The sequence below is a fragment of the Sphingomonas sp. ABOLE genome, assembly GCF_003950455.1.
Classification (GTDB): domain Bacteria; phylum Pseudomonadota; class Alphaproteobacteria; order Sphingomonadales; family Sphingomonadaceae; genus Sphingomonas; species Sphingomonas trueperi.
Genome location: NZ_QQWY01000026.1, coordinates 1 through 25,535, shown reverse-complemented (window position 1 = coordinate 25,535; position 25,535 = coordinate 1). Strand labels below are relative to the sequence as shown.

The following is a 25,535-nucleotide window of genomic DNA, read 5'->3' as shown; positions in this document are numbered from 1 at the left end:
CTTAGCGTCCCTTCCCGACCAGCTTCTGTACGAACAGATAGAAGACTACGGCCAGACCGATCAGGACCAGCGTCCCGATCACATTAAATGCAAGCTTGAGCACCCAGCCGAGCACGACGATGCCGCCGATGATGGCCAGGATGGTGACGATGAGGCTGTTGCCCCGCATCACCATTCGCCCCGATAGTCATGGTTCTCGCTGACCATCGCGGTGAGCGTCGTCGGTCCGCCGAGCGGCTCGACGGTGTGGCGGCCCGGCTCCTGCGTGCCGGTTTTGGGGCTCTCGCCCTTGGCCAGCGCGTCGAGGATCGCGAGGGTGCGATCATAGTCGAGATCTTCGAAATTGTCGTCGTTGATCTGCACCATCGGCGCCGACGAGCAATTGCCCATGCACTCGACCTCGGTGAGCGTGAACAGCCCGTCCGCGGTGGTGTGGCCCTTCTTCAGCCCGCGCGACTTGCACGCGGCCATCACGTCGTCGGACCCGCGCAGCATGCACGGCGTCGTGCCGCAGACCTGCACATGGTAGCGGCCGACCGGCACCAGGTTGAACATGGTGTAGAAGGTCGCGACCTCGAACACGCGGATATAGGGCATGTCCAGTTCGCGGGCGACGAACTCGATCACCGGAACCGGCAGCCAGCCTTGCGTGTTCGTCTCGGCACCCACCTGGCGCTGCGCCAGGTCGAGGAACGGGATGGTGCACGACATCTGGCGACCCGCCGGATAGCGCGCCATGATCTCGCGCGCCTTCTCGGCATTGGCCGGCGTCCAGGCGAAAGCGCCCCAGCGCGCGCGCACTTCGGCTTCGTCGGGGAGTTGAGGAGCGTCAGCCATCAGCGGTCACATTCACCGAAAACGATATCCATGGCGCCCAGGATGGCGGTGATGTCCGCCAGCATGTGCCCCTTGGACATGAAGTCCATCGCCTGCAGGTGGCTGAACGCGGTCGGGCGCACCTTGCAGCGATAGGGTTTGTTGGTGCCGTCGGACACCAGATACACGCCGAATTCGCCCTTGGGGCTCTCGGTCGCGACATACACTTCGCCCGCCGGCACATGGTAGCCTTCGGTGAAGAGCTTGAAGTGATGGATCAGCGCTTCCATCGACTGCTTCATCTCGCCGCGCTTCGGCGCACCGACCTTGCGGTCGAGCGTCAGGACCGGGCCTTCCGGCATGTCCTGGATGCACTGCTTGATGATGCGGGCCGACTGGTAGACTTCCTCGACGCGGACCATGAAGCGATCATAGCAATCGCCGCGGGTACCGACCGGGATCTCGAAGTCGACGCGGTCGTACACGTCATAGGGCTGCGAACGGCGGATATCCCAGGGGATGCCGGCGGCGCGGATCATCGGGCCGGAGAAGCCCCACTTGATCGCGTCCTCACGGCTCACCGTCGCGATGTCGACGTTGCGCTGCTTGAAGATGCGGTTCTCGGCGACCAGGCTGATCGCGTCGCCGAACAGCTGCGGCAGGCGTGTGTCGAGCCATTCCGCGATGTCGTTCAGCAGCTTGACCGGAACGTCCTGACGCACCCCGCCGACGCGGTAATAGTTCGAGTGCATGCGCGCACCCGACGCCCGCTCGAAGAAGTTCAGGCAGTCCTCGCGGATCTCGAACATCCACAGGTTCGGCGTCATCGCGCCGACGTCCATGACGTGGCTGCCCAGGTTCAGCATGTGGTTGCAGATGCGGGTCAGCTCGGCGAACAGCACGCGCAGATACTGGCCGCGCAGCGGCACCTCGAGGTCGAGCAGCTTCTCGACCGCGAGCACATAGCTGTGCTCCATCGCCAGCGGCGAGCAGTAATCGAAGCGATCGAAGTACGGCAGCGCCTGGGTGTAGGTCTTGTACTCGATCAGCTTCTCGGTGCCGCGGTGGAGCAGACCGACATGCGGATCGATGCGCTCGATGATCTCGCCGTCCAGTTCGGTGACGAGACGGAGCACGCCGTGCGCCGCGGGATGCTGCGGGCCGAAGTTGATCGTGTAGTTCGCGATCGAGGTATCACCCGTCGCCGGGTCGATATCGCGCTCCATGATCTTGTCGACGGTATCGCTCATTTGTTCTGCCCTTCGCCCTTGGTCGGGACGACGTCCGGATCCTTGGGCTTCTCGCCGGGCTGGTTGCCCGGGTGCGGCTGACCGGCGCCGGTCTGGGCCGGGCTGTCGGTGGTCTTGGTGTCCTTGCCCTGCGCAGCCTGGCTCGCGGCCGGCGTCGCGTCGGCCTTGGCGACCTGCGCGGCGGTAGCCGGCGTCGGTGCGCCCTTGGCTTCGGGCTGCGGCGCCTTCTCGTCGCCGGGGAGGACGTATTTGGCGCCTTCCCACGGGCTCATGAAGTCGAAGTTGCGGAAGTCCTGCGCCAGGCTGACCGGCTCATAGACCACGCGCTTCGCCTCTTCCGAGTAGCGCACCTCGACATACCCGGTCATCGGGAAGTCCTTGCGCAGCGGATGGCCCTGGAAGCCGTAATCGGTCAGGATGCGGCGGAGATCGTCATTGCCTTCGAACAGCACGCCGTACATGTCGTACGTCTCGCGCTCGAGCCAGCCGGCGACCGGCCAGATGTTGGTCACGCTCGGCACCGGCTTTTCCTCGTCGGTGGTGACGCGGACGCGGATACGGTGGTTCCGGGTGAACGACAGCAGCTGGTAGACGACATCGAAACGCTCCGCGCGCTGCGGATAGTCGACACCGGCGATCTCGCTGAGCTGCTGATATTCCAGGCCCGGCGTGTCGCGCAGCGCGAGCATCGCGTCGCACAGATTCTCGCGGACGACGGTGAGCGACACTTCGCCCACGGCATCCTTCGCCTCGACCAGCATGTCGCCGAGCGCGGCCTTGGCCGCCTCGATCACGCCGTCGTTGGCGGCATAGCGGGGAGCCGGCGCCCTCACCGGTCCAGGCTCCCGATGCGGCGGATCTTCCGCTGCAGCTGCATCACGCCGTAGAGCAGCGCCTCGGCGGTCGGCGGGCAGCCGGGGACGTAGATGTCCACGGGCACCACGCGGTCGCAGCCGCGCACGACGCTGTAGCTATAGTGGTAATAGCCGCCGCCATTGGCGCAGCTGCCCATCGAAATCACGTATTTCGGTTCCGACATCTGGTCATAGACCCGGCGCAGCGCCGGGGCCATCTTGTTGCACAGCGTGCCCGCGACGATCATCACGTCCGACTGGCGCGGCGACGCGCGCGGGGCGGCGCCGAAGCGCTCCATGTCGTAGCGCGGCATGTTGACGTGGATCATCTCCACCGCGCAGCATGCGAGACCGAAGGTCATCCACCACAGCGACCCGGTACGGGCCCACTGGAACAACTCCTCGGTAGAGGTGACCAGGAAACCCTTGTCCGAAATCTCGGCATTGATGTCGTTCAGGAAGCCGACGTCCGGGAGGGTTCCCGGCGGGGGCGGCGCCGAAAGCTCTACTCCCATTCCAGGGCTCCCTTCTTCCACGCATAGATTAGGCCGAGCGCCAGCTCGGCGACAAAGATCATCATCGAGATCCAGGCGGTCCAGCCCAGGGTGAACACGCTCACCGCCCAGGGGTAGAGGAACGCCGCTTCGAGATCGAACACGATGAACAGGATGGCGACAAGGTAGAAGCGCACGTCGAACTGGCTGCGCGAATCCTCGAAGGCGGGGAAGCCGCACTCATATTCGGTGAGCTTTTCCGGCGTCGGCTTGTTCGTGCCGGTGAGGCGCGAGACGAGCATCGGCAGGAACACGAACGTGCCCGAGAGCAACAAGGCGATCCCCAGGAATATCAGGATCGGGAGATATTGTGACAGGTCGACCAATGGCCTTCTCTTCTCGCGACTGCGGAATCTTGAGCGGCTTCTAGGACCATGATCCCGGTGCGGCAAGGCCTGGAACCGCTGAGAATCATTCGCAATTGTTAAGCCGCGCTGAACGCGTCCGGCGCGGCTTCAGCCAAGCGTATGAATTCGGATGGAATGCGCCGTTCCGTCGATCGTTGCGGGGACGAACAGGGCACCCGGGCTTCCCCCCGGTACAGGGAGCGCGGGGGCGTTGAGGATCGTCGCCAGCCGCTGGGCGAGGAAGCCGCGCGCGCCCTGCCCTTCCTGGTCGCGCGCGATGATCAGCAGCTTTGCGTCCTCGGGCTCGACGCCCGGCTCGACGCCATAGACCGAGATCGGCGCACCGCGATGATCGGCGAGCCCGCACAGCCCCGAATAGTCCTCGACTCGCGAGGAAAGCCCGCGGAACGGCACCACTTCGCGGATCGCGTCGAGCGGCGTGGCGAGCAGTCGCGCGCCGGTATCGAAGATCAGAAAGGCGTTGGTGGAGGCAGCACCCTCGCGCGCCGCGATGGTCGCGCGGCCCTCCGCCTGGGCGGGCGCACGGCACAAGGCCGCCATTGCCTTGATCGCCGGATCGGCGCGTACCGCGTCGGTGTCCAGCACCAGGTTCTGGCCGCCCGCCGGATCGGTGGCGATGCCCGCGAACAGCGCGCTGCGCGCGGCAAGCCCCGCCGGAACCGGCCCGAACTTGTCGTCGGGGATTCGGGCGACGCTGCGCACGCTCTCGACATGCCAGCCGACCAGTTTGTCGGGCGCGATGCGCAACAGGATGACCGGGCCCGGCGACTCCTCCGGAGTTGCGCCGTCGAGGCCCAGCGTCGCGAGTTGGTCGAAGACGCGGACGTCGCGGCCGAGATAGTTGACGTTGCGCGCCCAGCCGGGGGCCGGAACCGCGCAGCGCCGCAGACTGATCGCCGGCGCGGTGCTCTCCACCAGATGGCTGTCGATCGCGATGTCGACGCCGGCCACCGTCACCAGCACGAACGGCCGCGCGCGGGCCAGCGCCGCACTGTCGGCCTCGCGCGCATGGCAGCGCACCAGCGGCAGATTGGGCATCGCGAACAGCGCCTCGGGATCAAGAATGCCGACGAGATGCGCCTCGCGGACAAAGGCGCGGTCGACGAGCCGCGCGGACCCGCCCGAGTCGACGAGTTCGCGCACTGCCGAGACGGGGATGCGGTACAGGCCGGAGACCGTATCGATCCGGAGCCCGAGCAGCACATCGTCCTTGCGCAGCACTACGATCGTCCCGCCCGTCCCCGTCCGCTCGCCGAAGCCGAGCAACAGGGTGACGTCGACCACCGGGATGACGTCGCCGCGCACCCCGATCGAGCCGATCAGCGCGGGATGGCTGCCGAAGCACGGCCCCATCGCCGCCGGACACGGCACGACCTCGCGCACCCAGTCCACCGGCACCGCCAGTTCGATCCCGCACAGCCGGAGCAGGCCGACGTCGATATGGCGCCGCCCCGCCTCCCCCACCGGTGCGATGAGCTCGGTCCCCATGGCCATGATCAGATCTTGCTGTGGGTGGAGGCCGCGAGTTCGTCGATCATCGCCACTACCTGGCGCGAGGTCTCGCGCTGCGCGCCGACCGACTGGGCGATGCCCGAGATCGCGCCGGTGGTCTTGTCGACACAACCCGCAATGGCCTCGAAGGCTTCGCGCGCCGAGCGCGAGCGCTCGGTCCCCTGGGTAACGCGCTCGCTCGACTCGCCGATCAGCCGGGTGATCTCCTCCGCCGCCGAGGCGCTGCGCTCGGCGAGCTTGCGCACCTCTTCGGCGACGATCGAGAAGCCGACACCGTGCTCGCCGGCGCGCGCCGCCTCGATCGCGGCGTTGAAGGCGAGCAGGTTGGTCTGGCCGGCAAGGTCGCCGATCACGTCGACGATGCTGGAGATCTTCTTCGACGAGGCCGCCATCAGTTCCATCGATTCGATCGTGCCCTCGATCGCGCTGGTGCCGCGATCGGCCGCCGCCTGGGTCTCGCTGGCGAGGCCGGTGGCGCTGCAGGCGCCTTCGCTGATCGTCTTGATCGCCTCGGAGAGATCGCCGACGACGCCCTGCATCTGCTCGGTCTTGGCGGCGATCTTGCGCTCGAGCATCACCTGGTCGGTGACGTCATAGGCATATTTGATCACCCGCGACGGATTGCCCTGCAGGTCGAACACCGGCGAGTAGCTCGCCTGGATGAACACGTCGCGGTCATATTTGCCGATCCGGTGGAAGCGGCCCGATTGCCCCTCGCCGCGCCCCAGCGAGCGCCAGAAATCGCCATATTCCTTCGACTTGAGATGCGCGGGATCGACGAACATCGAATGGTGCCGCCCCTGGATCTCGCGCAGGGTATAGCCCATGGTCGAGAGGAAATTCTCGTTCGCGGTGAGGATCTCGCCGTCGAGGCTGAATTCGATCGTGGCGAGGCTGCGGTCGACCGCCTGGGCGCGGCTCTTGCCCTCGATCGCCGCCTTCTTGCGTTCGGTGATGTCGTGCGCGAACTTGACCACCTTCACGACGTTGCCGAGGCCATCGAAGATCGGATTGTAGGTCGCGTTGAGCCAGATCTCCTCGCCGGCCTTGTTGCGGCGGCGGAAGTCCCCGGCGATATATTCGCCATGCGCCAGATCGGTCCAGAAGCGCGCATATTCCTGCGAATGCACCAGCTCGGCGTCGCAGAACATCTTGTGGTGCTTGCCCACCACGTCCTCGCGACGATAGCCCGTCGCATTCAGGAAATTGTCGTTCGCCTCGAGGACCATGCCCTCGGGGGTGAATTCGATCACCGCCTGGGCGCGGTTGATCGCGGCGACCTTGCCCTCGGCGTCGGCAGCACGCTGCGTCTGCTCGGTGATGTCATAGGCGTATTTCACCACCTTGATCAGCTTGCCATCGACGTCGACGATCGGGTTGTAGGTCGCCCGGATCCACACCCGGCGACCGTCCTTTCCGATCCGCGGAAAAATGCCGGCCTGGAACTCGCCCGCCGACAGCGCACGCCAGAAATTGGCATAGTCCTCGGTCTTCACATAGTCCGGATCGCAGCAGGTGCGGTGGTGCTTGCCGATCAGCTCGCTGCGCTCATAGCCCATCATCTGGAGGAACATGTCGTTGGCGGCAACGACATGGCCGCTGGTGTCGAACTCGATCACGGCTGTTGATCGGTCGAGCGCCGCAAGCTTGCCTGCCGCTTCGGCGCTCTCGGTCTGCGACTTGGTCACATCCATCGCGAACTTGACGATCTTCACCGGCAACCCCTGATGGTCGAGGATCGGGTTATAGGTCGCCTGGATCCAGCGATCGCTGCCGTCCTTGGCCACACGCTTGTACAGGCCGCCGTCGAACTCACCGCGGCCCAGCCGCTCCCAGAACTGGCGATAGGCAGGCGAACGGGCATGTTCGGCCGTACAGAAGATGCGATGGTGCTGGCCGATCAGCTCCTCGGCCTTGTAGCCGAGCAGGTCACAGAAATTCTCGTTGGCGCTGAGCACGCGGCCCGAAAGATCGAACTCGATCATCGCGGTCGCACGGCTGAAGGCGTTGAGCACGCTGCGGTTCAGCGCCGCCTCGATCTGCGCGCCGCGCACGTCGCGGGCGATCAGGACGACGCTCTTCACCGCCCCCTTTTCGCCTTTGATCGGCGCATAATGGCCGGCAAGCCAGGCATCCTTGCCCTCGCAGCCGTTGCGGCGGGCGGTTTCCTCGATCGTCTCGCCGGCGCGCAACCGCTCCCAGAAGGCGGCATAGGCCGGGCTGGCGGCATAGTCGTCGTCGCAGAAGTAACGATGGTGCTCGCCGACCACGGTTTCGAGTACGCAGCCCATCGCGTCGAGGAAATGCTGGTTGGCGCGGGTCAGGATCCCGTCGGGGCTGAACTCGGCAACCGCGTAGAGGCGATCGAGCACGGAGCCCACGTCATGGCAGAACGCCTCGTCCGATGCCTCTCCCCGACGCCCCTTGCCGAGGCCGCCCACTTCCATGTTCATGCGCCGTTCGTCCCAGTTCGCCCCGGCTTGATGGCCGAAGGCGTTTTAAGGAACTTATAGGGCGCAAATCCTCGGAAACGGCCGGGAAATAAAGTTAATTTCCCGGCTCCGTAGTCGTACGGAAAGCGTCAGCGCAGCGCGTTGGCGACCAGCTTGTGCAGCTTGGAATGGAGCCCGTCATTGGCGGCGAGGAACTGGTTGCGCTGCATCGCCATGTCCTGGCCGCGATAGTCGGTGACGAAACCGCCGGCTTCCTTGACGAGCAGCATCCCCGCCGCCACGTCCCAGGGCTTCAGGTCCGATTCCCAATAGCCGTCGAAGCGCCCCGCCGCGACCCAGGCGAGGTCGAGCGCCGCCGAGCCGAGCCGGCGAATGCCCGCCACTTCGGGCGCCACCGCGCCGAAGATGCGGCTCCACTCGGCGAAATTGCCATGGCCCATGAACGGGATGCCGGTGGCGATCAGCGACTCCGAAAGGTCGCGCCGCGCGGAAACCCGCAGCCGCTGGTCCTGCAGCCAGGCGCCACGGCCCTTCTCCGCCCAGAAGCTCTCGTCGGTCAGCGGCTGGTAGACCAGGCCGTGGGTGATCTCCGGCTTGCCTTGGGCACCGTTCGGATCCTCGACGGCAATGACGATCGAGAAGTGCGGGATGCCATGGAGGAAGTTGGTGGTGCCGTCGAGCGGGTCGACGATGAAGCGCGGCTTGTCCGGATCGCCCGGCAGCTCGCCGCCTTCTTCGGCGAGGATGCGCCAGTCGGGACGCGCCTTGCGCAGTTCCTCGATCAGTGTCTGCTCGGCGCGCTTGTCGGCCATGCTCACGAAGTCGGCCGGGCCCTTGCGGCTGACCTGCAGGTGCGTGACCTCGTTGAAGTCGCGACGCAGGCGCGGTGCCGCCTTGCGTGCGGCACGGTCCATGACGGTGAGAAGGCCGGAATGCGCTGCCATATCAATCTCTCTCCCTGCCGCTGTTGCGGGGGACTAAGGAAGGCCTGACCCGAAAACGGGAAAAGGGGACGCAGGCCTGCCGTCCCCTTCCCTTAGCATGTTCGGCCGAAGCCGGCAGATCAGTCCGCGCGGCGGACGTAGGTCTGCTCGTACACGTCGACGACGATGCGCGTACCCGATGCGATGTGCGGCGGCACCATGATGCGCACGCCATTGTCGAGCACGGCCGGCTTGTACGAGGACGAGGCCGTCTGGCCCTTCACCACCGCATCCGCCTCGACGATCGTCGCTTCGATCGTGTCGGGCAGCTGCACGCTGATCGGCTCTTCGTCATAGAGCTCCATCAGCACGTCCATGCCGTCCTGCAGGAAGGCCGCGGCGTCGCCGAGCAGGTCGCGCGGCAGCGTCGTCTGATCGTAGGTTTCCTTGTCCATGAACACGAGCATGTCGCCTTCCGGATACAGGAACTGGAAATCCTTGGTGTCGAGGCGCACGCGCTCCACGGTCTCGGCCGAGCGGAAGCGGACGTTGTTCTTGCGGCCGTCGCGCAGGTTCTTGAGTTCGACCTGCATATAGGCACCGCCCTTGCCGGGCTGGGTGTGCTGGATCTTGACGGCGCGCCAGATGCCGCCCTCATATTCGATGATGTTGCCGGGACGGATGTCCACGCCGCTGATCTTCATGGATCGTGCCTGTATGTGAGAAAGAGCTGAGCGGCGCCCTTTAGCTCCGCCCGGGCTTTCCCGCAAGCAGCGGATAGGGGTCGATATTGGTGCCCTGCCACCAGCCCTCGCCTGGCGCCATCCGCTTGACCTCGAAATGGAGGTGCGGTGCCCCGCCATCGGCGCTGCCGCTGTCGCCCACGGTGGCGATCGGCTGGCCCCGGCGGACGGTGGCGCCCTCTGCCACGCCGATCGTATCGAGATGCGCATAATAATGCACCGTCCCGCCATCGGACGTCCGGACGTAGAGCGTATGGCCGCCGAGATCGCTCTCGAACCGCTTCTCGACCGTGCCGGAAGCGGCGGCAAGCACCGGCGTGCCCTTGGCCGCGAGGATGTCGATCGCGTGATGCGCGCGGGTGCCGTCGCCGCGCGGCTCGCCCCAATCGTCGCTGAGCGCCGTGGCGGGCACGCCCTGCACGGGGATGACCAGCCCGGAGGCGCCCGGCGCGGCTGCGGGCTTGGGGGCCGCTGCCGGGACGCGTGGCGTCTGCCCCGCCGGCAGGAACCGCACGCGCGACACCAGCAGCGCGAGCAGCGCCACCGCCACCAGCCCCGCGATCAGGCCGAAGCGCCGCATGCTCTTGCTCCGAACGCTAGCGGCAGAAACGCACCGCCCTCCCCAATACCGTCATCCCGCCGGAAGCCGGGATCCATTGGGGTCACCGCTGCAGCTCCAGCCTCACCCGACAGGCGAATGGATCCCGGCTTCCGCCGGGATGACGATCGGGGAACGGAGCGGGCATCCGCGATGCGCACGGCGCTATTCCTGGAAGAGCGCCGGGGTGCCCGGCTTCACCATCAGCGCGACACGGGCGGCATCCCAGTTGGTCAGGCGGATGCAGCCATGGCTTTCGGTGCGGCCGATCGTCTGCGGCTCGGGCGTGCCGTGGATGCCGTAATGCTCCTTGGACAGGTCGATCCACACCACCCCGACCGGTCCGTTCGGCCCCGGCGGCAGCATCGCCGGATCGTCGTCCTTCTTGGCATCCCAGAACAGCTTCGGATTATAATGGAACTTGGGATTGGTATCCACACCGTTGATTTTCCACCGACCGATCGGCAGCGGATCATGCTCGCTTCCCATTGTGGCGCTGAACTGCGCGACCAGCCGGTTGCCGCTGCCGTAGATCTTCAACACGCCCTCGGACTTGTCGACGACGACATGATCCGCCCGGGGCTGGCGCGGATCGACGTTAAGCATGTTGAGGGTCTGGCGCCATTCGGGCTTCCAGTCGGCGGGGTAGTCCCGCGAACCCGGCAGCGCGTTGGGCAGGCGCAGCATCGTGCCGGTCTGGATCGTCGTCACGCCGGGATTGAGCGCGGTGATGACCTCCGGCGTGGTGTGAAACATCTCCGCCAGTTTCTCGAGCGGATTGCGATAGCCGAGCGTCTTCAGCTTGCCCTGCTCGGGCAGGTCCTTGGGGATCGGATCGACGAACGGCCCCTGCATCGTCGTCGCGCCGACCGCGAGCGTCCGCACCGGCCGCAGCGCGCGATACTGGTGGAGCACCGCCAGCGTCGCCGGATCGATCACCCCGGTCACCTTCAGCCCCCGCGCTTCCTGCAGCCCGCGCACCGCCGCGGTCAGCGACTGGCCCGCGCGCCCGTCGAGAATGCCCGGCCCGAAGCCGAGATGCTCGAGGATCACCTGCGCATGGAGGATGTTGCGGTCGACCGGCGGCTTGGGGCTCGGGGCTTGCGCCATGGCGGGCGCGGCGAACAACGCGGCAACTCCGAACACCCATTTCCGCATGCAGCCTCTCCCGATCCTTCACCTGATCCAGGCTAAACGTTCGCATGCGCCTTGCGGTTGCCGCTGCGGGCCAACCCCGATAGACAAGCCGCGTTTCGCATGCCCTTATCGACGCGATGCGGGGGATTCTTTCAGAAGCGGAACAAGTGCTCGGCTCGCCGACACGCAACCTGGTTTCGATCCTGCTGTTCGTCCTCGCGGTCGCGGTGCTGGCGACGATCGGCTACATGGCGGCGGGCTGGAGCTTCGTCGACGCGAGCTACATGGTCGTGCTGACCATCTACACCGTCGGCTATGGCGAGATCCGGCCGATCGACACCCCCTATCTCCACGCGCTGACCATGGGGACGATGGTGCTGGGCTGCACCGGCATGATCCTGCTCACCAGCGCGCTCGTCCAGTTCTTCACCGTGCTGCAATTGCAGAGTATTTTCGGAGCAACCCGCATGCAGAGCCGCATCGACAAGCTCGCCGACCATGTCGTGATCTGCGGCTATGGCCGGATCGGGCTGATGCTCGCCCGCGATCTCTCCCGCGCCGCCGTGCCGGTGGTGGTGATCGAGCGCGGCCCGGAAAAGCGCGCCGAGGCGGAGGCGGCGGGGCTATGCACCCTCGCCGGCGACGCGACCGAGGAGGAGGTGCTGATCGCCGCCGGCATCCAGCGCGCCCGGGCACTGGCGACGGTGCTGCCCGACGATGCCGCGAACGTGTTCATCACGCTGAGCGCACGCAACCTCAACGCCGGACTGGAGATCATCGCCCGCGGCGAGGCGCCGACCACCGAGCGCAAGCTGATCCATGCCGGGGCGGACCGCGTCGTCTTCCCCACCCATATCGGCGCCGAGGCGATGGCGCGGATGATCCTCTACCCGCACAGCCAGCAGGTGCAGGGCGATGTCGAGCTCGCCCGGCTGCGGCGCGAGCTCGGCGCGCTGGGGCTCGAGGTCGAGCTGATCGAGGTCGCCAGGGGGGCGACCATGGACGGGCTGCGCATCGAGGAAGCCGAGCGCCGCGCCGAAGGCAGCGTGTTCATCGTCCAGATCGACCGCGCCGACGGCCGCTCGATCCCCCGCCCCGCCCGCGACGAGCGGCTGGAGGCGGGCGACAAGGCGGTAGTGGTGATGCGCGACGTGGCCGCCGGCGCGCGGGCGCTGTTCACGTCGCGGGCGGAGATCCGTGCCGGGCGGAACAAGTTTTGAGGGGGTGGCGGAGGATGACGCCTAAGCCCCCCCCTTCAGGGGCGGCAGGTGAACCGCGCCCCGCGCGGTTCAGGTCATGCCGGGGCATGACCGACCTGATGCTCCAAGGAGGAGGGGCTAAGATCAAGCCTTCCCCTTCAGCCTCCCTTCATCTCCCCCAGCCTAAGGCGCAACGATGGCGACACCCTCCCCCCGCACCCACCGTCTCGCCTGGAAGCGCTGGGTCGCCGCCCTGCTCGCGCTGCTCGCCGCGATCGCCTTCGGGGTCTATTGGAGCGCCGGCTTCCTCGATCGTGATCCCGTCCACCTCTACGGCATGCCCGAGCACCCCGGCACCGCGCCGGTCGCCGCGGTGTTCCTGTCGGGGGACATGGGGCTTCGCTACGGCATGGGTTCCTATGTCGTCGAGGCACTCGCCGGGGCCGGGGTGCCGGTCTATGCGGTGGCGAGCTCGACTGCCTTCGCCCGGCAAAAGACCCATGTCGAGGTGCAGGCGCTGCTGATCGACGCGATCCGCGAAGCCCGGCGCCGCTCGGGCGCGGCCAGGGTGATCGTCATCGGCCAGTCCTTCGGTGCGGACATGGCCCGGGTCGCCCTGGCGTCGCTCCCGCCCGCGCTCCGCGCCCAGGTCGCGGCGCTGGTGCTCGTCGTGCCCGGCACCGACGCCTATTTCCGCGCCGATCCGCTCGGCTTCGCCTATATCGGCGCGCCCGATGCCGACGCCGCCTCGGCGCGCGCGCTCGACTGGCTGCCGGTCACCTGCATCCGTGGGCAAGACGAGACCGACAGCCTGTGCCCCACCCTGCTCGCCCCCAATGTCCGCCGCATCACCCTGCCCGGCGGCCATTTCCTCCGCATGGACCATGACCTGCTGGTCCGCACCGTGTTCGCCGCGCTCGCCCCCGTGCTCGGCACGCATCTGGACGCGCCTGCGCCATAATCGTTTCCCTCGATTGCCCGGCGGCGCTCGCCCGGAGTAAGGCGACCGGGCGCACAGGAAAGGCGCCGTCGGGGGAGTTGGATGCAGATCGCCGAAATCGACGTGCCGGAGGACGCGCCGTCGACCGCATTGGGTCCGCTGGCCTGGCTCGCGCGCCATCGCCGGCCGCTGCTGATCCTGATCACGCTGGCGCTCGCCGCATTGGCCTTCGAGGCGGTGCGCACGATCCTCACCGAGGTGCATCTGCGCGACGTGCGGCACGCGCTGCACCGGATCGAACCTGCTCGGCTGGCGGCGGCGCTGGCGCTCACCGCCGCCTCCTATCTGGCGCTTACCCTCTACGACTGGTTCGCGGTGCGCGCGATCGGCCAGCGGCTGCCGTGGCGGACCGCGGCGCTCGCCTCGTTCACCAGCTACACGATCAGCCATAATCTCGGCCTGTCGCTGCTCACCGGCGGCACGGCGCGGCTGCGGGCGTACGGCGCGGCGGGGCTCGACTTCGCCGATGTCGCCCGGATCACGCTGATCGCCAGCGCCACTTTCTGGAGCGGAGTGTTCGCGGTGACCGCCATCGCGTTGCTCGCCGCGCCGGCGCCGCTCACGCTCTTCGGCCAGACGCTGCCGCTGGCGCTGCTCCACGGCGCGGGGCTGGCGGTGCTGCTCGCCTTCGCCGCGCTGTTCGTGGCCCGCGCCCGCGGATTGGCCGAGCTGCGCCTCGGCGTCGCGAGCCTGCCGCTGCCGCCGGTGCCGCTGATGGCGGGCCAGATCGGCACCGCCGCGATCGACCTCGCCTGCGCGTCGGGCGCGCTGTTCGTGCTGATCCCCCATGCCGATCCCGCGCTGATCGGCAGCTTCTTCCTCGCCTATGCGCTCGCCCTCGTGATCGCGCTGGTCACCCATGTGCCGGGCGGGATCGGCGTGTTCGAGGCGGTGATGCTGGCGCTGGTGCCGATCGGCCGCAGCGGCCTGTTCGCCGCGCTGCTGCTCTACCGATTGGTCTACTACCTCCTCCCGTTGCTCGTCGCCGGCGCGCTGCTCGTCGGCATCGAGGGACGACGGCTGCGCCGTCCGATCGCGACGGGGCTCAGCGTCGCGCACCGGATCGGCCAGGCGCTGGTACCGCCGCTGCTCGCCTTGCTCGTGTTCGGCGGCGGGCTGGTGCTGCTCGTCTCCGGCGCGCTGCCGCCGGCGCATGGCCGGATGCACCCGCTCCACGACATCCTGCCGCTGCCCTTCGTCGAGGGCTCGCACTTCGCCGCGAGCCTGGTCGGCACCGCGCTGCTGCTGATCGCCCCCGCCGTGCAGGCGCGGCTCAAGAGCGGCTTCTACGCGGCGCGGCTGCTGCTGGTGGCGGGCGCGGTGTTCTCGATCGCCAAGGGCATCGATTACGAGGAAGCGACGGTCTTGTTGATCGTCGCCGGGCTCCTCCAATATGCCCGCCCCGGCTTCTATCGCAGCGCCGGAATCGGCTCCGCCCCGGTCGCGCGCTGGTGGTGGGCGGCGGCGCTGATCGCGCTGCTCTTGAGCGCCTGGGCCGGCTTCTTCGCCTACAAGCGCGTGCCGTATAGCGACGATCTTTGGTGGGACTTCGCCTGGCGCGGCAACGCGCCTCGCTTCCTGCGCGCGACGCTGGGCGCGACGATGCTGCTGGTCGGCTGGGCCTTCTGGCGGCTGATGTCCGCCGCCCCGCGGGTCCGCGAGCACCAGGCGCTCGACCCGCAGGTCGCCGCGCGGGCGATCGCCGCCACCAGCCGCGCCGACGCGATGCTGGCCTATACCGGCGACAAGGACTTCCTCGTCTCCACCGCGGGCGACGCCTTCCTGATGTACCGCGTGCAGGGCCGCACCTGGATCGTGATGGGCGATCCCGTCGGCCCCGAGGAAGCCTGGTCCGAGCTGATCTGGGAAATCCGCCGCCGCTGCGACGCCGCGCGGGGGCGGCTCTGCCTGTTCCAGGTCAGCGCGGCGATGCTGCCTTTGGTCGTCGAGCTCGGCCTCCAGCCGCTCAAATATGGCGAGGAGGCGGTCGTCGATCTCCGCCAGGGCTATGACCTCAAGGGCGGCCAGTTCAAGTCGCTGCGCTATTCGGTGAAGCGGGCGACCAGCGAGGGGCTGGTGTTCGAGGTGGTGCCCGCCGCGCAGGTGCCTGCCCTCCTCCCCGAACTCCAGCGCGTCTCCGATGCCTGGCTGGCGGACAAGCCGGGTGCGGAGAAGCGCTTCAGCCTCGGCCGCTTCGATGCCGACTATCTTGCGCATTTCGACTGCGCGGTGCTGCGGCTGGAGGGCGCGGTCGTCGCCTTCGCCAATCTGTGGGAGACGCCCAACCGCGAGGAAATCTCCGTCGACCTGATGCGCCACCGGCCGGACACGCCCTATGGCGCGATGGACCTGCTGTTCGTGCGGCTGCTGCAATATGGCGCGGCAAAGGGGTTTCAGCGCTTCAACCTCGGCATGGCGCCGCTCTCCGGCCTCAAGCCCGGCCCGCTCGCGCCGATCTGGTCGCGGCTGGGGGCGGCGGTCTACGGCCATGGCGAGCGGATCTACGGCTTTTCCGGACTACGCGCGTTCAAGCAGAAATTCGGGCCGAGCTGGATCCCGCGCTATATCGGCACCACGCCGGGCGTTTCCGTCCCACGGGCGCTGATCGATGCGACCATACTGATCGGCGGATAACCCCTTGGGTTCCAGGCCCCGCACCCCACATGCGGCGGCGTAACCAGGGAGACACGCATGGACCTCGCATTTCTCGGGCTCGGACAGATGGGGATCGGCATGGCGGGCGCATTGCTCGATGCCGGGCACACGCTCACCGTCTGGAACCGCTCGCCCGACAAGGCCGAACCGCTCACGACACGCGGCGCCCGCCTCGCCCGCACGCCCCGCGAAGCCGCCGACGGCGCGCAGGCCGTGCTGACCATGGTGGCGGACGACGCCGCGCTGGAGGCGATCCTCGAGGGCGAGGACGGCATCCTCGCCGGCATGGCGCCGGGCGCGCTGCATCTCTCGCACAGCACCATCGCCGTCGCCACCGCCGACAAGCTGGCGGAACGCCATGCAGCGGCAGGCCACCGCTTCGTCTCGGCACCCGTGTTCGGCCGCCCGCCGGTCGCCGCGCAGGGCAAGCTCGCCATCGTCGCCGCAGGGTCGCCCGAGGCGATGGAGGCCGCTGCGCCGATCCTCGACGCGCTCGGCCGCGTCACCTTCCCGATGGGCGACAAGCCCTCCGCCGCGAATCTGGTGAAGCTCGCCGGCAACTTCATGATCATGGCGACGGTCGAGGCCTATGGCGAGGCGATGTCGCTCGGCGAGAAGGGCGGCGTGGCGCGCGAGAAGATGCTGGAGGTGTTCTCGGGCACGATCTTCGACGGCGCGATCCACAAGGTCTATGGCCCGCCGATCGCCGAGCGCCGCCACCGTCCCGCCGGCTTTGCCGCACCGCTCGGTCTCAAGGACATGCGCCTCGCCGGGGAAGCAGCGGAGGCGGTCGGCGCGAAGCTGCCGCTGCTCGACCTGGTCCGCGCGCACCTCACCGAGACCGTGAAGACCGAAGGCAGCGACGTCGACGTGACCGCGCTGGCCGAGACGATCGCCAAGCTGTGACACCTTTCCCTCTCCCCTTGTGGGAGAGGACTGCCCTCGCGACGATGGACAGCAGCTTCGCAAGGCCGTTGTCATTCCCGCGAAGGCGGGAATCCATTTGCCAGGACGCTGGGGGCAGGAGCCGCAGCTTCAGCGCCAATGGATCCCCGCCTTCGCGGGGATGACGGGGTATTGGAGTGCAGCCGGGCCCCTCATCTATCGCGCCAGGGGAGAGGGAAATAGGACGGACGCCCTTCCCCCTCGCCCCGAACGCGCGTACAATTCCCATATGATCACTCGGCTTTTCCTCGCCCATCCGCGCAGCGTCGGCGAAAGCTATGGCGAGCATGCCGCCACCGCGGCCAGGTTCGGCGTGACGATGATGGTCGGCGGGGTCGCCTGCATCGTCCATGCGGTGCTGCCCTTCCTGTTCGTCCGCACCGCGAGCGACTCGGTGAAGCGGCTCTACGCCCAGATGGAGGCGCGCCAGCCCGCCTTTGCCGGGCAGCAACCCGCCTTCCGCCGGCCCGAGTGGCAGCTCGACTACCAAATCTGACGCCGGCATCGGGGGAGCCGCACCCATGATCGAACACGTCGCCATCATCGGCGCGGGCTTTTCGGGCACGCTCCAGGCGATCAACCTCATCCGCCACGAGGGCCCGCGCGCCACGCTGATCGAGCGGGCGCCGGTGGCGGGCACCGGGCTCGCCTATGGTGCCGCCCATCCCTCGCACCTGCTCAACGTCCGCGCCGCGAACATGAGCGCCTTCCCGGACGATCCCGGCCATCTCGTCCGCTGGCTGGAAGCGCGCGGCGTTGAGCATGCCGCGGCCAGCTTCGTGCCGCGCCGCGTCTATGGCGAATATCTGCGCGAGATGCTGGACGAGGCGCTCGCCCGCTATCCGGACCGCCTGCGCCTCGTCCGCGGCGAGGTGGAGGACGTGACCTTCGATGCCGACGGCGCGACGCTCCAGCTGTCGGACGGCACGCTGCGCGCCGATGCCGCGGTGCTCGCGGTCGGCAACCTGCCGCCGCACGATCCGCCCGGGCTCGATCCCGCGACGCTTTCGAGCGCGCGCTACAAGGGCGATCCCTGGGACCCGAGCGTCCCCGAAGGCCTGTCCGACGGCGATACGGTGCTGGTGATCGGCACCGGCCTCACCATGGTCGACGTGGCGCTGCTGCTGGAGGCGCGCGGGTTCGGCGGCAAGATCGTCGCGGTTTCCCGCCGCGGCCTGCTCCCTCGCCCCCACGCCGCGGGACAGGACTGGGACAAGATCCGCGAACGCCCGCGCACCAAGGCATCCGAACTGGTACGCACGGTGCGCGCGCGGGCCGAGCAGATCGGCTGGCGCAACGCGGTCGACGAGCTTCGCCCCTTCACCCAGCCGATATGGGCCAATGCCAGCGAGGACGAGCGCGCCCGCTTCCTCCGCCACTTGCGCCCCTGGTGGGACGTCCACCGCCACCGCCTCGCGCCCGAGGTCCATGCCCGGCTCCAGGCGCTGATCGATCGCGGCCAGCTGGCGGTGCGCGCAGCCAAGACGCTGGGTTTCGCCGAAGGCCCGGAGGGCATCGCCGTCACGCTGCGCCCGCGCGGGCAGGACGCGCCCGAGACGATCCTCGCCCAGCGCATCGTCAACTGCACCGGCCCGCTCGGCGACCTCGCCCGCAGCCGCGAGCCGCTGCTCCAGCGCCTCGCCGCCCGCGGCGTGATCCGTCCGGACACCGCCCATATCGGCATCGACGTCGACAACCAGGGCCAGACCATCGCCGCCGACGGCACCGCCAACGCCAATCTCTACGCCCTCGGCCCGATGACCCGCGGCGCCTTCTGGGAGATCGTCGCGGTGCCCGATATCCGCACCCAGACCTGGGCGGTCGCGCGCCGCCTCTCCAACGCGCATTGGGTCGGCGGCGAGGGACTATGACGAACTGGTAACATTTGACACTAAATCCGATAATGCGGTATCAGGTCGTCCATGACCGATACCGCCAATCCGCTCGGCCTCAACGGCTTCGAGTTCGTCGAGTTCACCTCGCCCGATCCGGACGCGATGGCGCGCCAGTTCGAGCAGCTGGGCTTCGTCCCCACCCATCGCCACCCGCGCAAGAACATCACCCGCTACAAGCAGGGCCGCATCAACCTGATGCTCAACCGCGACGATGCCGGCCGCGTCGCCGCCTTCCGCGGCGAGCACGGCCCCTCGGCCAGCGCGATGGCCTTCCGCGTCGCGGACCCCAAAAAGGCGATGGAATGGGCGCTCGCCCATGGCGGCAAGCCGACGGATGAGGACGACACCGTCATCCAAGGCATCGGCGGTTCCTACCTCTATTTCATCCAGGACGGCCATGACCTCTATGCCGACTGGGCCGAGTTCCCGGGCTGGCGCGAGGCGGAGGCCGAGAACAGCGTCGGGCTCGACCTGCTCGACCACCTCACCCACAATGTCCGCCGCGGCCAGATGCGGGTGTGGAGCGAGTTCTACCGCACGCTCTTCGGCTTCGAGGAGCAGAAATATTTCGACATCAAGGGCAAGGCGACCGGCTTGTTCAGCCAGGCGATGATCGCGCCGGACAAGGCGATCCGCATCCCGCTGAACGAAAGCCAGGACGACAACAGCCAGATCGAGGAATTCCTCCGCGAGTATAACGGCGAAGGCATCCAGCACCTCGCGCTGACCACCGACGACATCTACGACACGGTCGAGCGCCTGCGCGCCCGCGGCGTGCGGCTGCAGGATACGATCGAGACCTATTACGAGCTGATCGACAAGCGCGTCCCCGGGCACGGCGAGGATGTCGAGCGGCTGCGCAAGAACCGCATCCTGATCGACGGCTCGGTAGAGACGGGCGAGGGCATCCTGCTCCAGATCTTCACCGAGACGATGTTCGGCCCGATCTTCTTCGAGATCATCCAGCGCAAAGGCAATGAGGGCTTCGGCAACGGCAATTTCCAGGCACTGTTCGAGAGCATCGAGCTCGACCAGATCCGCCGCGGCGTCATCAAGGTCGACGCCTGACCCGTTTGGAGAGGGAGAGAGCCGGGGGTGCCGCCGCAGGAACAGCATGGCATACCCCGGCCCCATTCCCCTTCCCCTTTCGGACCGGCCAACCGCAGCCCCACGACATCCGTCATACCCGCGAAGGCGGGGATCCATTGGCGCTGAAGCTGCGGTTCCTGCCCCGAGCGTCCTGGCAAATGGATTCCCGCCTTCGCGGGAATGACGAAAATGGGCCAACAAGCCCCCGAGCGGCGATAGCCTCCTGAGGGAGGAGGAGGAGCAGGATGACCCACTATTTCCCCGGCTTCGGCAATCATGTCTCCACCGAGGCCGTGCCCGGCGCGCTGCCGATCGGCCGCAACAGCCCGCAGCGCCCCCCCTATGGCCTCTATGCCGAGCAGCTCTCCGGCACCGCCTTCACCGCGCCGCGCGCCGAGAACCGCCGCTCCTGGCTCTACCGGCTGCGCCCCAGCGCCGAGCACCCGCCCTACCGGCCCTATGAGGGCGCCCCGCTGTTCTCGCCCCACACCCCGGCCAAGCCGCTCGCGCCGAACCGCCTGCGCTGGGGCCCCATCCCCGCTCCCGCCGGCCCGGTCGACTGGATCGACGGCATGGAGACGATGCTCGCCACGCGCGATCCCGCCGATCTGGAGGGCGTGGTCGTCCACCGCTACGCCGCCAATCGCGACATGGACAATCGCGCCTTCGTCGACGCGGACGGCGAGCTGCTCTTCATCCCGCAGGCCGGCGCGCTGGCGCTGCTGACCGAGCTTGGCCGGATCGACATCGCCCCCGGCCAGATCGCCGTGATCCCGCGCGGCGTCCGCTTCCGCGTGCTGCTCCCCGAGGGCAGCGCCACCGGCTATGTCGCCGAGAATTACGGCGCGCCCTTCCGCCTGCCCGATCTTGGCCCGATCGGCGCCAACGGCCTCGCCAACCCGCGCGATTTCGAGACCCCCGCCGCCTGGTTCGAAGATCGGGACGAGGCGTTTCAGCTTGTGCAGAAGTCGTTGGCAAATCTGTGGATAACCACCCTGCCCTACAGTCCGCTCGACGTGGTGGCATGGCACGGCAATCTCGCGCCCTATCGCTACGATCTCGCCCGGTTCAACACGATCAACACGGTGAGCTTCGACCATCCTGACCCCTCGATCTTCACCGTGCTCACCTCGCCGAGCACCGTGGCAGGCCGCGCCAACGCCGATTTCGTGATCTTCCCGCCGCGCTGGATGGTCGCCGAGGACACGTTCCGCCCGCCCTGGTTCCACCGCAACGTGATGAGCGAGGCGATGGGACTGATCCACGGCGCGTACGACGCCAAGGCCGAGGGCTTTGCGCCCGGCGGGCTGTCGCTCCACAATCTGATGGCGGGCCACGGCCCCGACGTCGCCAGCTGGCGCGGAGCGACCGAGGCGACCCTCAAGCCGCACAAGATCGAGGGCACGATGGCGTTCATGGTCGAAACCTGCTGGCCCTATCGCCCGACCGAGCATGCGCTGTCGCACGCCCAGCCGGACTATGACGCAGTGTGGGAAGGCTTCCCCAAGGCCCAGCTGCCGTGAACCACTGCTTGGTTGCTCCTCCCCCCTTGCGGGGGAGGATAGCGAAGCTTGGCGCTTCAGCGCCTAGCGCAGCTTGGAGAGGGGGGCGATTTGCGGACGCAAATCGCGCGGCGCACAGCGCCGCTTCACCCTCTCCCGCTGCGACTAGGCAGCAAGCTGCCAAGTCTCGCGGGCTCCCCCATCAAGGGGGAGGCAGGTAGGTGGGCCGCCTCACCGCCACCCCCGCCGGCGTGCCCCTTGGCCCGCTCGACCTGATCCCCGACGGCACCGCCCGCAACTTCGTGCTGGAGATGCGCGCCGGGCGCTTCCACGGCTTCGTCGTCCGTCGGGGCAGCCAAGTGTTCGGCTATGTCGATCGCTGCGCCCACATGCCGGTGCCGCTGACCCAGCAGCTCGACGCCTATCTCACCCCCGATGCCACCCATATCCAGTGCAGCTGGCACGGCGCGCTCTACACCGTGGAGGAGGGCCGGTGCGTCGGCGGCCCTTGCGTCGGCGCGCGACTGCTTCCATGGCCCGTAACGACAATCGACGGCATGATCGTGACCGTTGGAGAGGACACAGAATGACCCCGGATTTCGATTTCGCCCTCGGCGATTCCGCCGACATGATCCGCGACACCACCGCGCGCTTCGCCCGCGACAGGATCGCGCCGCTCGCCGCGCGGATCGATGCCGAGGACTGGTTTCCGCGCGACGAACTCTGGGCGGCGATGGGCGAGCTCGGCCTGCACGGCATCACCGTGCCGGAGGCCGATGGCGGCCTCGGACTCGGCTATCTCGAGCATGTCATCGCCTGCGAGGAAGTCGCCCGCGCCTCGGCCTCGATCGGGCTCAGCTATGGCGCCCACTCGAACCTCTGCGTCAACCAGATCGCCCGCTGGGGCAATGAAGAGCAGAAGGCCAAGTATCTGCCGAAGCTGATCTCGGGCGAGCATGTCGGCAGTCTCGCCATGTCCGAGGCCGGCGCCGGATCGGACGTCGTCTCGATGAAGCTCAAGGCGGAGAAGGTCCAGGGCGGCTATGTGCTCAACGGCACCAAGTTCTGGATCACCAACGCGGCGTACGCCGACACGCTCGTCGTCTATGCCAAGACCGGCGAGGGCTCGCGCGGCATCACCACCTTCCTGATCGAGAAGGACATGCCCGGCTTCGCGATCGGCCAGAAGATCGACAAGATGGGCATGCGCGGCTCGCCCACCTCGGAACTGGTGTTCACCGATTGCGAGGTGCCCGAGGCGAACGTGATGGGCCCGCTCAATGGCGGCGTCGCCGTGCTGATGAGCGGGCTCGACTATGAGCGGACCGTGCTCGCCGGCATCCAGCTCGGAATCATGCAGGCGTGCCTCGACGTCGTCCTGCCCTATCTGCGCGAGCGCAAGCAGTTCGGCCAGGCGATCGGCAGCTTCCAGCTGATGCAGGCCAAGATCGCCGACATGTACGTCGCGCTCAACTCGGCGCGCGCCTATGTCTATGCCGTGGCGAGGAGCTGCGATGCGGGCAAGACGACCCGCTTCGATGCGGCGGGCGCCATCCTGCTCGCCAGCGAGAACGCCTTCCGCGTTGCGGGCGAGGCGGTGCAGGCGCTGGGCGGCGCCGGCTACACCAAGGACTGGCCGGTCGAACGCTTCCTGCGCGACGCCAAGCTGCTCGACATCGGCGCGGGGACCAACGAGATCCGCCGCATGCTGATCGGCCGCGAATTGCTGGGGGCTGCCGCGTGAGGGTCGAGCTCCCAATTCCTCCCCGGCACGGGGAGGGGGACCGCGCGCCGCAGGCGCGGGGTGGAGGGGCCGTGCCGCAAGGCGCGGAACTCGTTCGAAGCGCAGGATCCCGCCGCGTGCCGCGGCGGCTCCTCCACCATGTGCTGCGCACATGGTCCCCCTCCCCGTACCGGGGAGGAATGAAGGTAGCCGCATGACCGCCCCTGTCCTCCCCACCGCCGTCAACCCCGACAGCGACCCGTTCCGCGCCCAGGCCGCGCACCACCGGGCGCTGGCCGAGAAGCTCCGCGCCGACGTCGCGCTTGCCGCGCTCGGCGGCAGCGAGTCCGCCCGCGCCAAGCATGTCGCGCGCGGCAAGCTGCTCCCCCGCGAGCGGGTCGAGCGGCTGCTCGATCCCGGTGCGCCCTTCCTCGAAATCGGCCAGCTCGCGGCCTGCGACCTGTATGACGGCGAGGTCCCCGGCGCGGGGGTGATCGCCGGCATCGGCCGCGTCTCCGGCCGGATGGTGATGATCGTCTGCAACGACGCCACGGTGAAGGGCGGCACCTATTATCCGATGACGGTGAAGAAGCATCTCCGCGCGCAGGAGATCGCCGAGGCCAACCGCCTGCCCTGCATCTACCTCGTCGACAGCGGCGGGGCCAACCTGCCGCACCAGGCCGAGGTGTTCCCGGACAAGGACCATTTCGGCCGCATCTTCTTCAACCAGGCGAACATGAGCGCACAGGGCATCCCGCAGATCGCCTGCGTGATGGGCAGCTGCACCGCCGGCGGCGCCTATGTCCCCGCCATGTCCGACGAGAGCGTGATCGTGCGCAACCAGGGCACGATCTTCCTCGCCGGCCCGCCGCTGGTGAAGGCCGCGACCGGCGAGGAGATCAGCGCCGAGGATCTCGGCGGCGGCGACCTCCATGCCCGCCGCTCGGGCGTGGTCGACCATCTCGCCGAGAATGACGAACATGCGCTGACTATTGTCCGCGACATCGTCAGCCATCTCCCCGCCGACCGCATTCCCGATGTCGCGCTCAAGGATCCGCGCCCGCCCAAATATGCGGCCGAGGAGCTGTACGGCATCCTCCCCGCCGACGTCCGCGCGCCCTATGACGTGCACGAGGTGATCGCGCGGCTGGTCGACGGCTCGGAATTCCACGAATTCAAGGCGCTGTACGGTAGCTCGCTGGTGTGCGGTTTCGCGCATATCTGGGGGATGCCGGTCGCGATCCTTGCCAACAACGGCGTGCTGTTCTCCGAAAGCGCGCAGAAGGGCGCGCATTTCATCGAGCTCGCCTGCCAGCGGCGCATTCCGCTGCTGTTCCTCCAGAACATCTCGGGCTTCATGGTCGGCGGCAAGTATGAGGCGGAGGGCATCGCGAAGCACGGCGCCAAGCTGGTGACCGCGGTGGCGACGGCGAGCGTGCCGAAGCTCACCATCCTGATCGGCGGCAGCTTCGGCGCGGGCAATTACGGCATGTGCGGCCGCGCCTATTCGCCGCGCTTCCTGTTCAGCTGGCCCAATGCCCGCATCAGCGTGATGGGCGGCGAGCAGGCGGCGAGCGTGCTGGCGACGGTCCACCGGGATGCCGCGAGCTGGTCCCCGGAGGAAGCCGAGGCGTTCAAGGCGCCGATCCGCCAGAAATACGAGGACGAGGGCAATCCCTGGCACGCCACCGCGCGGCTGTGGGACGACGGCATCATCGATCCGGCCCAGACCCGCGACGTGCTGGGCCTGGCGCTGGCGGCCACGCTCAACGCGCCGATCCCGGAGCGGCCGCAGTTCGGCGTGTTCCGGATGTGAGTAGCGAAGCGGCCCCTCCAATTCCTCCCCGGAACGGGGAGGGGGACCGCGCGGCGAAGCCGCGTGGTGGAGGGGAAATGCCCGAAATTCTCCGCACGCCCCGCCGGGCGGTGGAACAGGCTCGCGAGGATCGCGCCAAGCTGGAATTGCCTGAGGTTCTGCTCTGGCAACAGCTGCGCAAGCGCCCGGGCGGGTTCAAGTTTCGCCGCCAGAACCCGCAGCTCGGCTATCGTATCGACTTTGCCTGCCTGGAGGCGCGGCTCGCGATCGAAGTAGACGGGGAGGCCCATGAACGTGGCGACCGGCCGGAGCGTGACGCTCGCCGGGACCATCGCCTTGGACAACGCGGCTTCGCAACGCTTCGCGTCCCCGCGAGCGAGATCCTGCGCGACCTCGACGCTGTCCTGGTCCACATCGTTCGCGCCTGCCGGGCGCGGCTTCCCCTCCACCCCCGGCCTTCGGCCGGCGGTCCCCCTCCCCGTTCCGGGGAGGAATTTTAAGGC

At 68.0% G+C, this 25,535-nt stretch carries 24 protein-coding genes; 12 read left to right on the top strand and 12 right to left on the bottom strand.

Annotated elements, in window-relative coordinates:
- Nucleotide 1: 1 nt before the first annotated feature.
- The 12 genes from CA234_RS24415 to CA234_RS15825 all read right to left on the bottom strand — a co-directional run bounded on the left by CA234_RS24415 (nt 2) and on the right by CA234_RS15825 (nt 11,229).
- Complete coding sequence (locus tag CA234_RS24415; RefSeq protein ID WP_164521846.1) at nt 2-169, bottom strand: hypothetical protein; 168 nt, start codon at nt 167-169, stop codon at nt 2-4.
- A complete protein-coding gene (locus tag CA234_RS15875; protein WP_125977025.1) occupies nt 169-837 on the bottom strand; it encodes an NAD(P)H-dependent oxidoreductase subunit E in 669 nt (222 codons plus the stop codon). Before CA234_RS15875 ends, CA234_RS24415 begins: the two co-directional genes overlap by 1 nt.
- Complete coding sequence (locus tag CA234_RS15870) at nt 837-2,066, bottom strand: NADH-quinone oxidoreductase subunit D (RefSeq protein ID WP_125977024.1); 1,230 nt, start codon at nt 2,064-2,066, stop codon at nt 837-839. Before CA234_RS15870 ends, CA234_RS15875 begins: the two co-directional genes overlap by 1 nt.
- Nucleotides 2,063-2,899 (bottom strand): NADH-quinone oxidoreductase subunit C, encoded by an 837-nt coding sequence (locus CA234_RS15865; protein WP_125977023.1) that lies wholly within the window; start codon nt 2,897-2,899, stop codon nt 2,063-2,065. Before CA234_RS15865 ends, CA234_RS15870 begins: the two co-directional genes overlap by 4 nt.
- A complete protein-coding gene (locus CA234_RS15860) occupies nt 2,896-3,435 on the bottom strand; it encodes an NADH-quinone oxidoreductase subunit B (RefSeq protein WP_019367962.1) in 540 nt (179 codons plus the stop codon). Before CA234_RS15860 ends, CA234_RS15865 begins: the two co-directional genes overlap by 4 nt.
- A complete protein-coding gene (locus tag CA234_RS15855) occupies nt 3,426-3,800 on the bottom strand; it encodes an NADH-quinone oxidoreductase subunit A (RefSeq protein WP_125977022.1) in 375 nt (124 codons plus the stop codon). Before CA234_RS15855 ends, CA234_RS15860 begins: the two co-directional genes overlap by 10 nt.
- Nucleotides 3,801-3,929: 129 nt before the next feature.
- Nucleotides 3,930-5,330, bottom strand: coding sequence for a chemotaxis protein CheW (locus CA234_RS15850; protein WP_206431216.1), 1,401 nt, complete (start codon nt 5,328-5,330; stop codon nt 3,930-3,932).
- Between the two features lie 8 nt (nt 5,331-5,338).
- Nucleotides 5,339-7,807 (bottom strand): PAS domain S-box protein, encoded by a 2,469-nt coding sequence (locus CA234_RS15845; protein ID WP_126002190.1) that lies wholly within the window; start codon nt 7,805-7,807, stop codon nt 5,339-5,341.
- Nucleotides 7,808-7,935: 128 nt separating this feature from the next.
- On the bottom strand, nt 7,936-8,751 hold the full coding sequence (locus CA234_RS15840) for an inositol monophosphatase family protein (protein ID WP_126002189.1): 816 nt from the start codon (nt 8,749-8,751) through the stop codon (nt 7,936-7,938).
- A 119-nt stretch (nt 8,752-8,870) separates the two neighbouring features.
- Nucleotides 8,871-9,434: an elongation factor P gene (gene efp, locus CA234_RS15835; RefSeq protein WP_125977018.1), complete on the bottom strand. Its 564-nt coding sequence runs from the start codon at nt 9,432-9,434 to the stop codon at nt 8,871-8,873.
- 40 nt (nt 9,435-9,474) lie between these two features.
- Entirely contained in the window at nt 9,475-10,053 is a 579-nt protein-coding gene (locus CA234_RS15830) for a M23 family metallopeptidase (RefSeq protein WP_126002188.1), read from the bottom strand.
- 183 nt (nt 10,054-10,236) lie between these two features.
- A complete protein-coding gene (locus CA234_RS15825) occupies nt 10,237-11,229 on the bottom strand; it encodes a L,D-transpeptidase (protein ID WP_126002187.1) in 993 nt (330 codons plus the stop codon).
- A gap of 116 nt (nt 11,230-11,345) precedes the next feature.
- Here CA234_RS15825 and CA234_RS15820 point away from each other — a divergent pair, with 116 nt between their 5' ends.
- The 12 genes from CA234_RS15820 to CA234_RS15760 all read left to right on the top strand — a co-directional run bounded on the left by CA234_RS15820 (nt 11,346) and on the right by CA234_RS15760 (nt 25,532).
- On the top strand, nt 11,346-12,428 hold the full coding sequence (locus tag CA234_RS15820) for a potassium channel protein (protein ID WP_126002186.1): 1,083 nt from the start codon (nt 11,346-11,348) through the stop codon (nt 12,426-12,428).
- A 175-nt stretch (nt 12,429-12,603) separates the two neighbouring features.
- Nucleotides 12,604-13,368: an AcvB/VirJ family lysyl-phosphatidylglycerol hydrolase gene (locus CA234_RS15815; protein WP_126002185.1), complete on the top strand. Its 765-nt coding sequence runs from the start codon at nt 12,604-12,606 to the stop codon at nt 13,366-13,368.
- 81 nt (nt 13,369-13,449) lie between these two features.
- Nucleotides 13,450-16,041: a bifunctional lysylphosphatidylglycerol flippase/synthetase MprF gene (gene mprF, locus CA234_RS15810; protein WP_126002184.1), complete on the top strand. Its 2,592-nt coding sequence runs from the start codon at nt 13,450-13,452 to the stop codon at nt 16,039-16,041.
- Nucleotides 16,042-16,098: 57 nt separating this feature from the next.
- On the top strand, nt 16,099-16,968 hold the full coding sequence (locus CA234_RS15805) for an NAD(P)-dependent oxidoreductase (RefSeq protein WP_126002183.1): 870 nt from the start codon (nt 16,099-16,101) through the stop codon (nt 16,966-16,968).
- Nucleotides 16,969-17,236: 268 nt separating this feature from the next.
- Nucleotides 17,237-17,503 (top strand): DUF6356 family protein, encoded by a 267-nt coding sequence (locus tag CA234_RS15795; RefSeq protein WP_126002181.1) that lies wholly within the window; start codon nt 17,237-17,239, stop codon nt 17,501-17,503.
- Nucleotides 17,504-17,528: 25 nt separating this feature from the next.
- Nucleotides 17,529-18,878 carry an FAD/NAD(P)-binding protein gene (locus CA234_RS15790; RefSeq protein WP_126002180.1) on the top strand — a complete coding sequence of 450 codons (1,350 nt, stop codon included), beginning with the start codon at nt 17,529-17,531 and terminating at the stop codon, nt 18,876-18,878.
- A 51-nt stretch (nt 18,879-18,929) separates the two neighbouring features.
- Nucleotides 18,930-19,970, top strand: coding sequence for a 4-hydroxyphenylpyruvate dioxygenase (hppD, locus tag CA234_RS15785; protein ID WP_125973324.1), 1,041 nt, complete (start codon nt 18,930-18,932; stop codon nt 19,968-19,970).
- Nucleotides 19,971-20,236: 266 nt separating this feature from the next.
- Nucleotides 20,237-21,514, top strand: coding sequence for a homogentisate 1,2-dioxygenase (hmgA, locus tag CA234_RS15780; RefSeq protein WP_126002179.1), 1,278 nt, complete (start codon nt 20,237-20,239; stop codon nt 21,512-21,514).
- A gap of 200 nt (nt 21,515-21,714) precedes the next feature.
- On the top strand, nt 21,715-22,083 hold the full coding sequence (locus tag CA234_RS15775) for a Rieske 2Fe-2S domain-containing protein (protein WP_126002178.1): 369 nt from the start codon (nt 21,715-21,717) through the stop codon (nt 22,081-22,083).
- The gene (locus CA234_RS15770) at nt 22,080-23,237 is read left to right on the top strand and encodes an isovaleryl-CoA dehydrogenase (RefSeq protein ID WP_126002177.1); all 1,158 of its coding nucleotides are present in this window, start codon (nt 22,080-22,082) and stop codon (nt 23,235-23,237) included. Before CA234_RS15775 ends, CA234_RS15770 begins: the two co-directional genes overlap by 4 nt.
- 193 nt (nt 23,238-23,430) lie before the next feature.
- Entirely contained in the window at nt 23,431-25,032 is a 1,602-nt protein-coding gene (locus CA234_RS15765) for a carboxyl transferase domain-containing protein (protein WP_126002176.1), read from the top strand.
- A gap of 77 nt (nt 25,033-25,109) precedes the next feature.
- A complete protein-coding gene (locus CA234_RS15760; protein ID WP_126002175.1) occupies nt 25,110-25,532 on the top strand; it encodes an endonuclease domain-containing protein in 423 nt (140 codons plus the stop codon).
- Nucleotides 25,533-25,535 lie beyond the last annotated feature (3 nt).

Excerpts from the sequence above, each read along its gene's own strand:
- CA234_RS24415 (WP_164521846.1), bottom strand. The coding sequence starts at position 169 with ATGCGGGGCAACAGCCTCATCGTCACCATCCTGGCCATCATCGGCGGC.
- CA234_RS15875 (WP_125977025.1), bottom strand. The coding sequence starts at position 837 with ATGGCTGACGCTCCTCAACTCCCCGACGAAGCCGAAGTGCGCGCGCGC.
- CA234_RS15870 (WP_125977024.1), bottom strand. The coding sequence starts at position 2,066 with ATGAGCGATACCGTCGACAAGATCATGGAGCGCGATATCGACCCGGCG.
- CA234_RS15860 (WP_019367962.1), bottom strand. The coding sequence starts at position 3,435 with ATGGGAGTAGAGCTTTCGGCGCCGCCCCCGCCGGGAACCCTCCCGGAC.
- CA234_RS15850 (WP_206431216.1), bottom strand. The coding sequence starts at position 5,330 with ATGGGGACCGAGCTCATCGCACCGGTGGGGGAGGCGGGGCGGCGCCAT.
- CA234_RS15845 (WP_126002190.1), bottom strand. The coding sequence starts at position 7,807 with ATGAACATGGAAGTGGGCGGCCTCGGCAAGGGGCGTCGGGGAGAGGCA.
- CA234_RS15840 (WP_126002189.1), bottom strand. The coding sequence starts at position 8,751 with ATGGCAGCGCATTCCGGCCTTCTCACCGTCATGGACCGTGCCGCACGC.
- efp (WP_125977018.1), bottom strand. The coding sequence starts at position 9,434 with ATGAAGATCAGCGGCGTGGACATCCGTCCCGGCAACATCATCGAATAT.
- CA234_RS15830 (WP_126002188.1), bottom strand. The coding sequence starts at position 10,053 with ATGCGGCGCTTCGGCCTGATCGCGGGGCTGGTGGCGGTGGCGCTGCTC.
- CA234_RS15825 (WP_126002187.1), bottom strand. The coding sequence starts at position 11,229 with ATGCGGAAATGGGTGTTCGGAGTTGCCGCGTTGTTCGCCGCGCCCGCC.
- CA234_RS15820 (WP_126002186.1), top strand. The coding sequence starts at position 11,346 with ATGCGGGGGATTCTTTCAGAAGCGGAACAAGTGCTCGGCTCGCCGACA.
- CA234_RS15815 (WP_126002185.1), top strand. The coding sequence starts at position 12,604 with ATGGCGACACCCTCCCCCCGCACCCACCGTCTCGCCTGGAAGCGCTGG.
- mprF (WP_126002184.1), top strand. The coding sequence starts at position 13,450 with ATGCAGATCGCCGAAATCGACGTGCCGGAGGACGCGCCGTCGACCGCA.
- CA234_RS15805 (WP_126002183.1), top strand. The coding sequence starts at position 16,099 with ATGGACCTCGCATTTCTCGGGCTCGGACAGATGGGGATCGGCATGGCG.
- CA234_RS15795 (WP_126002181.1), top strand. The coding sequence starts at position 17,237 with ATGATCACTCGGCTTTTCCTCGCCCATCCGCGCAGCGTCGGCGAAAGC.
- CA234_RS15790 (WP_126002180.1), top strand. The coding sequence starts at position 17,529 with ATGATCGAACACGTCGCCATCATCGGCGCGGGCTTTTCGGGCACGCTC.
- hppD (WP_125973324.1), top strand. The coding sequence starts at position 18,930 with ATGACCGATACCGCCAATCCGCTCGGCCTCAACGGCTTCGAGTTCGTC.
- hmgA (WP_126002179.1), top strand. The coding sequence starts at position 20,237 with ATGACCCACTATTTCCCCGGCTTCGGCAATCATGTCTCCACCGAGGCC.
- CA234_RS15770 (WP_126002177.1), top strand. The coding sequence starts at position 22,080 with ATGACCCCGGATTTCGATTTCGCCCTCGGCGATTCCGCCGACATGATC.
- CA234_RS15765 (WP_126002176.1), top strand. The coding sequence starts at position 23,431 with ATGACCGCCCCTGTCCTCCCCACCGCCGTCAACCCCGACAGCGACCCG.
- CA234_RS15760 (WP_126002175.1), top strand. The coding sequence starts at position 25,110 with ATGCCCGAAATTCTCCGCACGCCCCGCCGGGCGGTGGAACAGGCTCGC.